At 45.5% G+C, this 14056-nt stretch carries 13 protein-coding genes; 9 read left to right on the forward strand and 4 right to left on the reverse strand.

The annotated features are described in order from the left end of the window. Positions 1-364 precede the first annotated feature (364 nt). From pdxA to HF638_RS22420, 4 genes are all read right to left on the reverse strand, one after another. Positions 365-1366: a 4-hydroxythreonine-4-phosphate dehydrogenase PdxA gene (pdxA, locus tag HF638_RS22405; protein WP_169482132.1), complete on the reverse strand. Its 1002-nt coding sequence runs from the start codon at positions 1364-1366 to the stop codon at positions 365-367. Then, positions 1363-2658 carry a four-carbon acid sugar kinase family protein gene (locus HF638_RS22410; RefSeq protein ID WP_169482133.1) on the reverse strand — a complete coding sequence of 432 codons (1296 nt, stop codon included), beginning with the start codon at positions 2656-2658 and terminating at the stop codon, positions 1363-1365. Before HF638_RS22410 ends, pdxA begins: the two co-directional genes overlap by 4 nt. A gap of 99 nt (positions 2659-2757) precedes the next feature. Next, positions 2758-3744, reverse strand: coding sequence for a 2-keto-3-deoxygluconate permease (locus HF638_RS22415; protein ID WP_169482134.1), 987 nt, complete (start codon positions 3742-3744; stop codon positions 2758-2760). A 166-nt stretch (positions 3745-3910) separates the two neighbouring features. Then, positions 3911-5593 carry a sigma-54-dependent transcriptional regulator gene (locus HF638_RS22420; RefSeq protein WP_169482135.1) on the reverse strand — a complete coding sequence of 561 codons (1683 nt, stop codon included), beginning with the start codon at positions 5591-5593 and terminating at the stop codon, positions 3911-3913. Between the two features lie 229 nt (positions 5594-5822). Here HF638_RS22420 and HF638_RS22425 point away from each other — a divergent pair, with 229 nt between their 5' ends. From HF638_RS22425 to HF638_RS22465, 9 genes are all read left to right on the forward strand, one after another. After that, positions 5823-6041, forward strand: a complete 219-nt coding sequence (locus tag HF638_RS22425) for a hypothetical protein (RefSeq protein WP_169482136.1) — start codon at positions 5823-5825, stop codon at positions 6039-6041. Between the two features lie 108 nt (positions 6042-6149). Next, the gene (locus tag HF638_RS22430) at positions 6150-7103 is read left to right on the forward strand and encodes an alpha/beta hydrolase (RefSeq protein ID WP_169482137.1); all 954 of its coding nucleotides are present in this window, start codon (positions 6150-6152) and stop codon (positions 7101-7103) included. A gap of 204 nt (positions 7104-7307) precedes the next feature. After that, positions 7308-8012 carry a PspA/IM30 family protein gene (locus HF638_RS22435; protein WP_169482138.1) on the forward strand — a complete coding sequence of 235 codons (705 nt, stop codon included), beginning with the start codon at positions 7308-7310 and terminating at the stop codon, positions 8010-8012. Between the two features lie 36 nt (positions 8013-8048). After that, entirely contained in the window at positions 8049-9080 is a 1032-nt protein-coding gene (locus HF638_RS22440) for a TFIIB-type zinc ribbon-containing protein (RefSeq protein ID WP_169482139.1), read from the forward strand. Then, positions 9077-9877 carry a TPM domain-containing protein gene (locus HF638_RS22445; protein ID WP_169482140.1) on the forward strand — a complete coding sequence of 267 codons (801 nt, stop codon included), beginning with the start codon at positions 9077-9079 and terminating at the stop codon, positions 9875-9877. Before HF638_RS22440 ends, HF638_RS22445 begins: the two co-directional genes overlap by 4 nt. A 48-nt stretch (positions 9878-9925) precedes the next feature. Beyond that, positions 9926-10969: an SPFH domain-containing protein gene (locus HF638_RS22450; protein ID WP_062837721.1), complete on the forward strand. Its 1044-nt coding sequence runs from the start codon at positions 9926-9928 to the stop codon at positions 10967-10969. Positions 10970-11219: 250 nt separating this feature from the next. Further along, positions 11220-11447, forward strand: coding sequence for a DUF896 domain-containing protein (locus HF638_RS22455; RefSeq protein ID WP_076254330.1), 228 nt, complete (start codon positions 11220-11222; stop codon positions 11445-11447). 98 nt (positions 11448-11545) lie between these two features. Further along, entirely contained in the window at positions 11546-12502 is a 957-nt protein-coding gene (locus HF638_RS22460; RefSeq protein WP_169482141.1) for a ring-cleaving dioxygenase, read from the forward strand. A 249-nt stretch (positions 12503-12751) separates the two neighbouring features. Next, positions 12752-13840: a low temperature requirement protein A gene (locus tag HF638_RS22465; RefSeq protein ID WP_145153459.1), complete on the forward strand. Its 1089-nt coding sequence runs from the start codon at positions 12752-12754 to the stop codon at positions 13838-13840. Positions 13841-14056 lie beyond the last annotated feature (216 nt).

Genomic DNA, 14056 nt, shown 5'->3' on the forward strand with positions numbered 1-14056 from the left:
TATAGTAGTATAATTTTTACTGCTAAAGAGTCCTCTAATAAATTTTATTATTTATCGGCTTCCTAATGAATGAAAACCCTTATACTTTGCATAATACTTTTTTAACTTACCTTATTTTATGATTCACCACACCCACAAGCAGGTTAGGAAATAAACACATCTAAAAATTTTTACCAAAATGTAAAAAAGTGTGAAGGAAGCAAAGCGTGTGCTTGAATCTTACTTCAAGAAAGCTCCATCTGAGGCGTGAGCTTATCATCGAATATTCTTTCTATGAGAGTAGATACATAAGTGGAGGATATATAAAACAAAAGGCAAACTCTCTGATTTATAGAGGGTTTGCCTTTTGTTTTGCTTCTACATTTTACACCAAGTCCTTTGGCGCCAGCTCAATAGCTGAGCGGATGGCGGCCAGCATACTTTTATCATCGGCGATGTTTTTGCCGGCGATATCGAAGGCTGTACCGTGGTCGACAGACGTACGGATGATCCCGCCTTTTAGGCCAACAGTGATGTTCACACCTTCCTCGATGCCCATCACTTTGATCGGCGCATGGCCTTGGTCGTGATAGCAGGCTACGACGATATCGAAGTCACCGCGACCAGCGCGGAAGAAGAGTGTGTCCGCCGGGAGTGGACCAACGACGTTAATGCCTTCCTTCTGCGCACGCTCAATGCCGGGCTGCAGTTTCTCTTCTTCTTCTCCGTTGCCGAACAAGCCGTTCTCCCCGGCATGAGGATTGATTCCGCATACGGCAACGCGCGGATTCTCAAAGCCTGCTTTTTTCAGCGTATCATGAGCAAGCTTCACGACGGTGTAGGTTCTTTCCGGATTAATACTCGCAATAGCATCGATCAGACCCATGTGTGTTGTCAGGTGAATAACTCTCAGATTAGGCGTGGTCAGCATCATTGAGAAGTCCTGCGTATCCGTCAGGTCAGCCAAAATCTCGGTGTGCCCCGGATACAGGTGCCCCCCTTGATGCAAAGCTTCTTTGTTCAAAGGCGCTGTGCAGATGGAGTGAATCTGCTGCTTTTTGGCAAGGTCAATGGCTTTGGCGAGAAACTGAAATGCTGCATCTCCAGCCACGGCAGATACTTTACCGTATTCCAGATCGGCAGGAACGAGATTTAGATCAATCACATCCACAGTACCGAATTCATACTTGGCTTCGGAAGGTTCTTGAATCGCGTTAACGTTCAGACTTGAGCCGATGACTGGCAACACACGCTCCAGAATCTTCGTATCACCGATAACGAGTGGATTGCACTGATCGTACATTTCTTGATGACCCAGTGCTTTCATAATAATCTCCGGTCCAATACCTGCTGCGTCGCCCATTGTAATTCCAATTGTAGGTTTCATACGAGAATACCCCCTTTTAATTTTTGAATCGCATGGATAAAGACATCGGGTTTGCCGAATCCGCCTGCTTTGGTAATCACATGCAGATCATCAATCCCTATAAACTTGGAGATCGGCACACCGATTTCAAGCTCATCCAGCAGCTCGAAGCCGCTAATATTCCATTTCAGACAGATTTGTTTTGCCGTATCGCCACCAGTCATGGACACACCTTTGAAAAGTCCCTCTTCCAGCAGTCTGGCACAGATCTCGCCCATCGCGAGTACGATTTCGTTGCTGACTTCCGTGTGATTGAGACCGCGAATGTCGCCCGTTGCCCGTGCCAGTTCAATATCGACTTGTTCTGCGGTGGAGTAGAGGACGACATCTTGTCCTTCGAGTGCTTTGGATCTGACCTCTGCATACACACGTTCCATTTCCTCAGCTCGGTCTGCTGATGCAGACACAGCCTTGAAGGAGTGGAAAGAAACGGATGCAATCTTAGATTGGCGCAGCAAGCGATACAACTGCTCGCGGGAGTTTTTATTTACGCTGCCCACAACCGTCAGGATTGGACCGGGATTCTCCGGTATCGTGAGTTCGGCGGACTTGGATTCAAGCTCGTAGTGAGCTGGGAGGTAGTTGGCAATGCCAGCAGACCCTGCCCAGGCAAAGGTATAGTCCAATTCGCCAGTCATCTGCAAGATCATCTCCAGATGCCGTTCTTCTGTGGAATCTACGAGTACATATGGAATGTTATTTTGTTTAAACTGTTCTAGTTTCAATTGAATATGGTCTTGGCCAACCTCCAGATCAGCAACCGTAATTTCGCCCACCTCATAATTCGTCTGCTGTTTCAGCAGGTCCGGAAGGTAGGAAAGAGTTACGGGCGTCTTCGGATCATTCGCAATCTCGGTTTCCGCGAGCGGAACGCCGTTCAGATAATGAATCCCCTCATGGATGGTACGGTTATTTTTCGGATAACCCGGAGCTATCATCATAAAGTCAGGTTTGACGACATCATACAGGGCATCGATCTCGATACCGATATTTCCACGCATGGTCGAATCCATCTTTTTGAAAATCGTCTCAAATCCGTTGTTCGTCAGCAATTCAGCAGCCTGATATACACGGTCATATGCTTCCTGCGGTGATATGGAACGACTATCTGTATCAAAGACGACGGCATCGTAACGCGTAAGAGGCTCCTCATCCATATTAAAAAGAACACTGGTTTTCAAGCCATGACGGGCAAGCTGCACCCCGCTGTCATTGGCACCGGTCAAATCATCTGCAATAATGGCTAATTTCATGCAGTCATCCCTCCTTTGTAAGCACAATTTAGTAAAAGTCCGTTCAGATCATCAATCAATTAATCACAGATTAAGCACATTAGATCAGGTGAAAACCATTTATGTGGTAGGTCGTTGATTGTATTTCTCGACTCCGCCTGATTTCTCCAATCGTTTGGAGAGAAACCCGATGAAAATCGGTAGCAGGATGGCCGTAGTGACAACACTCGCGGCAATCTGTACTGTTGCAATCTCAGCAATAGGTCCAAATGAAGCATTAGCAGCCACGATGGCAGCAGGTGTACCTACGGCATTCCCGGCTGTTGAACCTTCGGAGGCACCAACGATGGGATTCCAGCCGATGGCTTTAAAGAGCAGGAAACCGATTCCGCCTGTGAGAAGCACGGTCAGAACACCAAGCATGATTCCACCAAGTCCACCTTGGATAATCGATGAGAAGTTGATTCCCATACCCAGTGAGAAGGCGAAGAACGGAACAAGTTTGTCACTGCCTTTGTGCAGCCACTCCGCCAGATTGCGGTCCAGATTACCAATAATGACACCAACGATGAGCGGAAGCAATACAGCAACGAATGCCATAGGAGAGAACATGCCGTTGGCAAAGCCCATCGCACCGAAGATGGAGAGCGCTACCATGGTTAGGAATGGACCATCGCTGAGCGCGAGGAATGGATAGGCTGCTTTGTCATCTTCTTTACCGTATTGACCAGCGAGTGCGATGTAAAGACCACCGTTAGAGTTGGTCATCGCAGCGATAATGGCAAGTGGGGCCAGACCCAGGAATAACCCGCTTGAGTCTGCAAACAAAATGGCAACGAGACCAAGTGCTGCACCGATCGCCCACTTGACGACTAGCAAGGTAACACCCTTGCCGACGGATGAACCAGCTGTTTTGAACGTAATCTGTGTACCGGCAATTAACAGGAACAGTGCAATCAACGTACTGGAACTGTTAACGAAGAGAGCTTCCGTGAATCCGCCAATGCGCAGGGCATTTGGGAAGAATGTATTAATGGTAGCACCAAGTAACAGGGGAACGACCATCATACCGCCAGGGATGCGATCTAAAGTTGCTTTAATGTTCATAGTAGTAGCTCCTTATGAAGTAATCGTTTTTATGAAGCGCTTGCAGGGATTATGTTATCCCATATCGTTTAATATAGCAACAATAAATTATTGTAAATTTTAAATACACACTTAACTGTTTAAAAATGCAACACATGAAGGCGAAAAAAAAGACGCAAACTTAAAGTTAATCTTTAAGTTTACGCCATAATGTGGCCCGGTTAATCCCCAGACGCTCTGCAGCCTTCGATTGATTATTATTTTCCTCCTGAAGCACGAACTGAATAACTTCCTTTTCGATGTCCTTCAGAGTTCCATTCAACTTCATTTGGCTTGAAACAGGTTGCTGATCCAGCAAGCGGGACAAGGTAGCCGTGGTAATTACATAATCCTGTTCATTAAGTGCAGCCTGCTTGATCAAATGCTTCAACTGGTTGACGTTTATATGTGTGATCTGATCCCGGATCAGCTGTAGTGCATCTTCTTTTATCCTCACCGCAGTAGTTCCATATTTCTGGTAATAACCCGTAAGGAAATGCTGCATCAGTGGAGCCAGATCCTCTGATCTGTCCGCAAGATTTGGCATCATGATTGTATTAAGCTCCAGATCGAGTGACCACTGCGGGTTAAATATCTGTTCCCCGAGTATAAACACCCCTATTTGATTTTGAAGGCAGCTCTGGATAAAGGCGAGCAACTCCGGATCTTCCATACGTGCTTCCGTATGATTAATCTCAACATTTCGAACTTTGGCGAGTGGTATCTTGTGCAAATGACCGGGCGTAACTTGCGAGAGATCCATCTGTAATAAGAGTCCGCCACCGGAGTACATCTGATGAATATGTTTGACCAGAAAAGATTTACCGGAATCTGCTTCGCCCCGCAGATAGATCGGTTCATGATTCTCGTAAAGTGCTCGAATGTTCTGTAATACCGCCTGCATGGCAGGGGATTCGGCAACGATAGGCTCCATCGATGCGTCCGTGAACGTTGTTATGCCGAATTGTGCAAAGGCATAGTGTTGTCCTTTTTCCAGCATATATACCTTGTAGTTCTTGTTGTCCAGGGTCGTTTCATAGGCGTTAACCGTAAGCTGGTAATCGTCCACCATGAACACATTTTGGATCTGGGATTGATGGAACTCCAGGCTGGTATTGGTCAGATACATGTGATTATCGGTCAGCGGATTTTTCTCAAAATCGGTCAGCTTCTCGAATACAACTTCATTCCGTTCATTTAAAATAAGTAAATTGGGATGTTCCCGTGTAACCAGGTCATTCAGTATGATCGATATCGCATGATTTTTGCTCAAATAACGGTAGACCAGCTGTGCATCTTCCATCGCTCTAAGGATGGATTCCTGGCCGGATTGAATCAACAATCCCTCCAGACCGTAGGTCTTCGCGGTGTTGACGGTGATCACATCTCCGACAATCTGGCGGTAACCAGAAGCCTTCAACTCCAAGAGCAATCGCGCTACATCTTCTGAGCTATGTATGGTATAGACCTTGAGAGGCAGATCCATTAGATCAATAATGGATTGTGCACCAGAGGTGATGTTGGAGAAGCCAACGATGGCCGTTTGGCCGTTAAACTGGCTTGCCAGGGTAAGTGAACGAATCATATCATAGCCCGATAACTGCACATCAATGACGGGAATGGTCACTGCTTTCTTAATCAATTGAGCCGTCCCGCCACGACTGATGATAATCTCTGCACCGTTTTTCTCAGCTTGTGTTGCTAATTCCACACCATTCGCCAAATCGCCCACGTCCGTCTGAATGGCTAACTGGGGAAAGCGAGGAATGCACTCTTGTATAATAGGAATCATCGATTCGTAGGGAGCAATAAAGTGAACTCGTGTACGCATAATTTTCCTGCCTTTTATAGAAATCATTGATCTCCTTATTATAGCCAAATTGCGAAGGAATGGCACCTTTGGAGGAACCAACACGGTCATGTCTGCAAAATGCCTAATTGGTATGTCGCCATAACTCATTGAGTTGAATGTGATGAAGTGCACTGAATCAAACCGTCATCTATTCCAAAATTAAAGGATAATTGCACAAGATAAGTGCAGAGAAATAAGGAGATTTCATATGGGAGACATTCATAAAGTAGCTGAGCCGGATCACATCATTAAGGATGTTGTCGGAAAGTTCCCGTGCAGGGTGCTGTGGAGTGAAGGCCGTCCATGTCTGGAGTATCAGAGGGAAGAGGATGTGGCGTTAATAACCGAATACGTCCGCATTACGTACAATGTTGAGCTACTGGATGTGTTTTTCACAGCGGTGGAGAGCCTTCCGGTTGAACCGTAGTTAGGTAACGATTTATTAGAGCGCGATGATAAAAGGATTAGATCTCATATAACTTCCAATGTACATGGTAAAATAAATAAGAGTGTACATTATGTTGGAGGGGAACCAATGAGAATTGTGTTGAAGAGATTGGGGTATGGTGCCTTGGCAATATTGGGTGTCATGCTATTGTTCATTGTAATTAGTTTCACGAATCATACGATTAAACTCAAGAGTGAGTTGAGTATTCTGTTGCCGCCAGGTGCAATGGTTAACGTGAATAATCACCAAATGCATGTCTATACAGAAGGTTCTGGGTCACAGACACTGGTCTTTCTGTCAGGTGGGGGTACATCCGCTCCTGTATTGGATTTCAAGGCACTTTACTCCAGATTGTCTGAACAATACAAAATTGCTGTAGTTGAGAAGGCAGGGTATGGCTTCAGTGAAACGGCCAAGGTGTCACGAGATATCGATACGATATTGGAAGAAACCAGAGCAGCTCTGACTTTGGCAGGCCAGAATCCACCGTATGTGTTGTTTCCACATTCCATGTCAGGCATTGAAGCATTATATTGGGCACAACAGTATCCAACCGAAGTGAAGGCAATCATTGGATTGGACCCTGCTATCCCAGAGGTATATGAAGCATATCCTTTGCCCTCTGGAGGTATGATGAGTCTTACAGGTTTGGGAGCACGAATAGGGATTACACGCTTTTTCCCCGGGATTGTGGATTCATCCGCTGCGATTAAGGAGAATCACCTGTCTCCGCAGGAAGAGGAACTTTACCGGGCGCTATTCTACAAGAATACGCAGACATCGAATATGAATGATGAAGTCAACATAATTAAACAGAATGCAGCAAAAGTTGCCACACAGGGAATTCCGGATGTGTCGATGTATTTTTTCATATCTAATGGTGAAGAGTTACCGATTGAGAATTGGCAAATGTACTTAATAGGTTATATCGAGTCTGTGAAGATGGGACGATATCAGGTTTTAGATGGTGGTCATTACATACATAATACGGATCCAGATCGGATTGCAGAGGAAAGTGTGCTGTTCATTAACGAACTGTGATTGAGGAAGAAAGATACTGAGAATGAGGAGAGGATTTTTGGATCATGAGGCGACACTATAAGTGCTCGTCTTTTCTTATATTGCGTTGTTATAGTATGGATTTGGATCGTATTAACTCCACTTGCAATCGTGAAATGTGAAACGTATGTCGGCGTATTCATGTATTATAGTATACATATGAACTTTTCGGAGGAGGAACAAGTCATGGGAATCTTATCGAGGTTTAGAGACGTGATGAAGGCCAATGTGAACCACATGCTGTCGCGGGCGGAAGACCCGGAGAAGAGTGTGAATGACTATATGCGCAGCCTGAGCAGTGATCTGGGTCAGGTAAAAGCGGAGACGGCAGCGGTGCTGTCAGATGAGAGCCGGGCGAAGCGAGCATTGGATGAGTGTAGTGCCGAGGTCAAAAAGTTACAGCGGTACGCTGAGAAATCAGCGGAGTCGGGAGACGAAGACAAGGCACGTGGTTTTCTGGAGAAGAAAGTGAAGCTGGCTGACAAATTGAACGAATTACAGGCGGCCTATGAACGGGCTTCCGCCAAAGCCAAGATGATGAAGCATATGAATGATAAACTAGTTGCCGATCTGGGGCAACTGGAAGCGCGGCATACAGAACTGAAAGGTCGAATGGCAGATGCGAGAGCGCAGCAACAGGCCAATGAACGGAAAGCATCTACGGGCAGAGCTGATGCCGCATTGAAGGCCATGGAAGATAAGGCGAACCAGGCGCTGAACGAAGCAGAGGCTTTGGAGGAACTACGCGCTGGAGCACAGGAAGATGATTTGGACGAATTAATTGCCCAGTTGGAGAGAGACATGAACGCAGATGCGGGTAATAATGAAAATGCGTCGCCAAGTGCAGAGGAAGAACTCGCAGCGATCCAGGAGAAGCTGAAGAATAAGTAATACGTTATACCATTTCGTTAACATTGAGGTGAGCAGATGCCGGTTATTGAATATAAATGTCCGAACTGCGGCAGTGGCATGATCTTTGACAGTGTGTCAGGTGCATTATCCTGTCCCAGCTGCGGCCGCCAAGACAACATAGAGCAGATCCCAGATCCGTTGAAGAGACAAGTGTTCACGGAAAATGAGGTCAAGGAATACCACTGTAACAGCTGCGGAGCTGACATCGTGACAGAGCCGGAGACCAGTGCGACGACATGCAGCTTCTGCGGTGCAGCGGTTGTACTCAGTGATCGGCTGACGGGCAATCTAGCCCCTGCGATGGTGATTCCCTTTTCGATCAACAAGGATCAAGCCAAGCAGGCTTTCAAAAAGTGGTGCAAAAATGGTCTCTTAACGCCAAGTGGCTTCATGTCCGCCAATCGGATTCAGAGCATTACGGGCATGTATGTGCCGTTCTGGTTGTACGAGTTACATAATAAAATCGAAGTGCATGGTCGTGGCACCAAGGTTAGATCCTACACCCAGGGCGACTACCATTACACGGAAACACAGCATTTCGATATATACCGCCGGATTCGGCTGAATTACGTGAATCTGCCCATCGATGCATCGGAGAAAATGAAGGATGAACTGATGGATAAGCTCGAGCCTTTTCCATATAATCAGTTGAAATTGTTCAAGACCCCGTATCTGGCGGGGTATATTGCGGAAAAATACAGTTATACAGACGAGGAACTTTTTCCACGGGCCAAGGATAAAACGAGATCTTACATTGATTCTTATATTGCCTCAACCGTATCTGGGTATAGCAGTGTGAGCTACACGGACAAACAGATTGATACCACACTCAAACATGCGGACTATGTGCTGCTCCCGGTGTGGATGGTCAACTATGACTATAATCGTGCACAGTATACCTTTGCCATGAATGGACAGACAGGTAAAGTGGTCGGTAAACCACCGATCAGCAAAGCCAAAGTGGCCGGATGGTTCGCAGGAGTATCCGCGGTTTCCTTGCTGTCACTGAAGCTGGTTTCTTGGATGATGGGAGGTGGATTCTTATGAGAAAAAGAACCCCTCTGGCCGTGATGGCTACGCTCATTTTACTTATGATAACCCTTGCCGCTCCGTTGATTCCCATGTCATCGGCATCCGCAGCGGAGAGTAAAAATCTCATCTACGATGAGGCCAACCTGCTGAGTGAGCAGGAGATAAGTGAACTGAATCTACTTGCGAATCAGTATGGCGCCGAGCGGCAGACGGACTTTGTTATCTATACCTCCAATAATGTTGAGAATCAGGATGTTATGCTCTTAACGGAAGATTTTTATGATGAGCAGGGGTTAGGGTACGATAAGAAATTTGGTAATGCTGTCATATTGACGATGGATATGAATAATCGCGAAGTGTATCTGGCTGGATTTTATAAGGCAAAAGAATATCTGAGCGATCAGCGGCTTGATGCTATCCGTACCCGAATTACCTCTGAATTGTCCAGTGGAGATTATAAACTCGCATTTGAGAAATACATTGAGCTCTCTTACAAATATATGGGGTATGAACCCGGTGTGAATCCGAACAATATTTTGTTCAACGGTTGGTTTCAGTTGGGAGTATCTGTAGTTCTTGGCGGTATTGTTGTTGGTATGATGATCTATCGTTCCGGGGGACGTGTCACAGTCAATCGTGCGACTTATGAGGATTCAAGCAATTCCAGTGTAATTGATCGTCAGGATCGTTATATCCGTACAACCGTAACCAAGCGCAAAATCGAGAAGAACAACAACAACGGTGGCGGAGGAGGAGGAGGGGGTACCTCCCGAGGCGGTCATTCACACAGTGGAAGTAGAGGTTCGTTCTAGTCACTATTGAGTATGCGGATTTTTTAATTAGAAGGGATGGGAACGAGTATGGGATTTTTCAGAAATCAATTTTCGAATGTGGTGGAGTGGGAAGAGTTTAGAGATGACATGATATTTTGGAAGTGGAGCAACCGGGAGATCAAGAAGGGGAGTAAACTCATCATCCGTTCCGGTCAGGACGCCATTTTCCTGAATAACGGTAAAGTGGAAGGCATTTTCGAGGACGAAGGATCATTTAATATCGATTCGGAGATCATTCCGTTTCTTTCTACCTTAAAAGGGTTCAAATTCGGATTCAACAGCGGCATGCGGGTCGAAGTATTGTTTGTGAATACAAAAGAGTTCACCGTGCGCTGGGGCACGCAAAGCCCTGTATTGATTCCGACACCACAACTGCCGGGCGGGATGCCGATTCGAGCCAACGGAACATTTAATTTTAAAGTAAGTGACTATGTGACCCTGATTGATAAGATTGCAGGCATCAAACAGAGTTATCTGGTGGAGGATGTCAAAATCCGAATCACTTCCGTGCTGGATCAGCTTCTAATGAAGTGGATTAGCCGTGAAGGGAAGGATATGTTCAACCTGCAGGCCAATGCATCGGATATTGCCAAGGGGATTCAGGAAGATCTGGATATGCAGATGATGGACATCGGCATTGGGATTACCGGTTTCCAGGTAATGAGCTTCAATTATCCAAAAGAGATTCAGGATATGATTACGAAGACCGCTTCGCATGAGATGATTGGTAATCTGCAAAAGTATCAGCAGGTCAGCATGACAGATGGCATCTCATCCGGTAAAGTACAGGGCGGCGGCGCGGCCTCAGATATGGCGGGCATGATGATGGGTATGAACATGGCGAATGAAATGATGAAAAACATGAACCAGAACCAAGGCCAAAATCAGAACAATAATGCGGGTTCGTCCCAGAATCAAAATAACGACCAGAAACCAGCGGGAAATAGCAACGGTGATTCAGGTAACTCTTCATCTACAGAAGGCAACAAGAAGCCAAACTTCTGCCCGAACTGTGGAGCCAAAAATGAAGGAGCCAACTTCTGTCCAAATTGTGGTCAAAAGCTGGGCTAATGAATTAAATACATGAAGGGCTAGGTTCGTAGTAAGTGAAATTACTGCGGAGCTAGCCCTTTTTTTGTCTGAATTCATAGTTAAAGCAGCAGGGTGTTAAGTGAGAAGCAGGTTCATTTAATTTAGTTTAGATAAAAGAGTTGACAACCGATCACAAATCATTTATCTTTAACTTAAGATATTTAATTTAAATATAAATAACAACCCAAACAAATATCTTTAATCCATAACATGAGGAGAGATCAAGATGATGATCCCAACATTGACCAGAATAAATGAACTTTCAAGAAAAGCCAAAGAGGGCGGATTGACGGAGATGGAGAAAGAGGAACAGGTTCGTCTTCGCCAGGAATATCTGCAAACTTTTCGCGGTTCGGTCAACGACATTCTGCTGAATGCAACCATCTATGATCCAAACGGCGATGACGTGACTCCTGATAAATTGAAACAAGAACAGGCCAATCAAAATAACAACTAGCATATAATTCGCTAGACCATATATCTTAATTTAAAGATAATACAAACTTACTATAAATCAATTCAAAACATGCTTACCAAACCAAGGAGGAATTAATCATGACTATTCAAACAGCAGGTATTCACCATATTACAGCTTTCGCAGGCGATCCACAGGCCAACGTTGATTTTTATGCCGGAGTTCTGGGACTTCGTCTCGTGAAAAAAACAATTAACTTCGATGCGCCTGATGTATATCATCTGTACTTTGGAGACGAACACGGAAGCCCGGGTACCATCATCACCTTCTTCCCATCCGCTGGATCACCACGGGGCAAAATTGGCGGAGGTCAGGTCGGCATCACTTCCTATGTCATTCCTCCTGGGTCGATTGGCTTCTGGCAGAACCGGTTGGAACAGTATAACATTGAGGTAACCAAAACAAGTCGCTTCAATGAAGAGCTGCTTCAATTCGAAGATGGCGAAGGCCTGCGGCTTGAGCTTGTTGAACGGGAAGAGGGAGCAACCAGCACTTGGGCACACGAAGGCATTCCAACAGATAAAGCGATCAAAGGCTTCGGCGGTGCTGTCCTGTTCAGTGTTAATCCGCAAAGAACGATGGATGCTCTTGAGAAAATTTTGGGATTTGTCAGAGTGAGTGAAAATGAAGAGTATGCTCGTTTCCGGTCCAGCGGGGATATCGGTAATGTCGTAGATGTTCCAGTGACCCGTATACCTCTGGGTATGGGCGGCGCAGGAACCGTGCATCATATTGCATGGCGCGCAAAAGACGATGAGGAGCATGCACAGTGGAGCGAAGCTGTACGTGATTACGGGTACCAACCGACTCCAGTTCGGGATCGTCAGTATTTTAACGCAATTTACTTCAGAGAGGCAGGCGGCATTCTGTTCGAAATTGCTACAGATCCTCCGGGCTTTGCCAAAGATGAACCTGCTGATTTGCTTGGACAAAAATTGATGCTGCCTGAGTGGTTTGAGAAATACCGCCCACAAATTGAGGATAATCTGCAACCGATCGTGGTAAGAACGCTCGTACCTGCTACAGCTGCGAATTGATTAGAGTTCTATTACTATATAGGTTGAACTATCTATTTGCACAATAACGGAGAGGACAGAAAAAACCTGAAAAAGCGAAGCGTTCGCCTTTATCCCCGGATTTTCCCTTAGGAAAAGGGAATCAAAAGAATCTGGGGATAACAGCGATTGGAGGGTTATTCTGTCATCGGAGTGTATGTGTGAATCATCTTTAGCTCAACTTATATAGCTGACGTTAGATTATGAGAATAACCAAAGGAGCATTGAAGGATGATGGAGAAAAAGGTTACCTGGCTGGAGCTGTTCTACGATCTGCTCTTCGTAGCAGCCGTTTCAAAAGCGGGTCATGTCTTGTTGCATGCCGAACACGGAGTAATTACGTTTGAATATTTAATGAAATTTGTGCTTATCTTTATCCCTGTTTGGTGGGCATGGGTCGGTCAGACCTTGTTTATTAACCGCTATGGTCAGGATATCCTGATCCATCGAATATTCCTCATCCTTCAGCTCCTGTCCGTTATGGTCATGACGGCAAGCCTCTCTACCCATTTTGACCAATACTATCTTTCCTTCTTCATCGGGTATATCGGTTCACGGGCGTTTACGGCCATTCAGTATCTGACGGCTCACAAGTCAAAAAGCGAGCATCAGCAGCAAGCGGCTCGTTACTTGGGCATCTGTTTCCTTATTGGGATATTAATCTCATCGGGTTCACTGTTTTTCGATTCCTGGTTACGATACTTGATTCTGTATGTGGGCATTGCAGTAGACATTGTGCTTCCGCTGATCGGACGCAAAAATCTGGTGAAAGTACCGGTTCAGACCCATCACTTGTTGGAACGTTTCGCACTCTTTACACTTATCCTGCTGGGTGAATCGGTGGTAAGCATTATCGCTGTGCTGCAAGCCGACCATTGGGATATGAAATCGATCTTGTTTGCCGCCTTTACGTCCATATTTGTCATTGCGATGTGGTGGCAGTACTTCGACAACGTGGAGAAAAAGGTCAGCAAAGAGATTCAGACTGCCGGGCAAGCGATCATATACGGCCATCTATTCATCTACATCTCCATGAGCATGATCGCCGCATCAATTCAGTTGTTATATCAGAATCAGTTGAACTATGTGTTCATGATAGGGTTTGTATTTGGATCAGCGCTGCTGTATTTCTTGTCGACTTCCCTTGTGTTCCATCGCTACAGACACGCACATCTACGACTCCGGCCACGTCATCTGGCGGTGATGGTAGGACTGCTGGTGGCATTTGTCCTTGTGGATCTGGTCTATCGAGTTCCAGGCTATGTCATCATGGGCGAAGACATGTTATTCTTCCTGGTGTATGCGAAACTTACGACTTGATATGAGTAAAATAGAATGAAGAAAAGTCACGGACAACAGGCGTCCGTGGCTTTTTGTTATGCCGCTAATCGGGGACAAGCTTTAATAATATCAATAAAGCACAAATCTAATTTAATTTCTCCGATAGAATCTGTTAATATGAGACTATGAACAAGTGAATCTACCAGATCATAGAATATCTTTTATATAAAATGAGTGTACGTTTTGTTATATAAA

The sequence above is a fragment of the Paenibacillus sp. SZ31 genome (assembly GCF_012912005.1).
Classification (GTDB): Bacteria; Bacillota; Bacilli; order Paenibacillales; family Paenibacillaceae; genus Paenibacillus.

Coding starts and splice junctions, on each gene's coding strand:
- pdxA (WP_169482132.1), bottom strand. CDS start 1,366: ATGAAACCTACAATTGGAATTACAATGGGCGACGCAGCAGGTATTGGA.
- HF638_RS22410 (WP_169482133.1), bottom strand. CDS start 2,658: ATGAAATTAGCCATTATTGCAGATGATTTGACCGGTGCCAATGACAGC.
- HF638_RS22415 (WP_169482134.1), bottom strand. CDS start 3,744: ATGAACATTAAAGCAACTTTAGATCGCATCCCTGGCGGTATGATGGTC.
- HF638_RS22420 (WP_169482135.1), bottom strand. CDS start 5,593: ATGCGTACACGAGTTCACTTTATTGCTCCCTACGAATCGATGATTCCT.
- HF638_RS22425 (WP_169482136.1), top strand. CDS start 5,823: ATGGGAGACATTCATAAAGTAGCTGAGCCGGATCACATCATTAAGGAT.
- HF638_RS22430 (WP_169482137.1), top strand. CDS start 6,150: ATGAGAATTGTGTTGAAGAGATTGGGGTATGGTGCCTTGGCAATATTG.
- HF638_RS22435 (WP_169482138.1), top strand. CDS start 7,308: ATGGGAATCTTATCGAGGTTTAGAGACGTGATGAAGGCCAATGTGAAC.
- HF638_RS22440 (WP_169482139.1), top strand. CDS start 8,049: ATGCCGGTTATTGAATATAAATGTCCGAACTGCGGCAGTGGCATGATC.
- HF638_RS22445 (WP_169482140.1), top strand. CDS start 9,077: ATGAGAAAAAGAACCCCTCTGGCCGTGATGGCTACGCTCATTTTACTT.
- HF638_RS22450 (WP_062837721.1), top strand. CDS start 9,926: ATGGGATTTTTCAGAAATCAATTTTCGAATGTGGTGGAGTGGGAAGAG.
- HF638_RS22455 (WP_076254330.1), top strand. CDS start 11,220: ATGATCCCAACATTGACCAGAATAAATGAACTTTCAAGAAAAGCCAAA.
- HF638_RS22460 (WP_169482141.1), top strand. CDS start 11,546: ATGACTATTCAAACAGCAGGTATTCACCATATTACAGCTTTCGCAGGC.
- HF638_RS22465 (WP_145153459.1), top strand. CDS start 12,752: ATGATGGAGAAAAAGGTTACCTGGCTGGAGCTGTTCTACGATCTGCTC.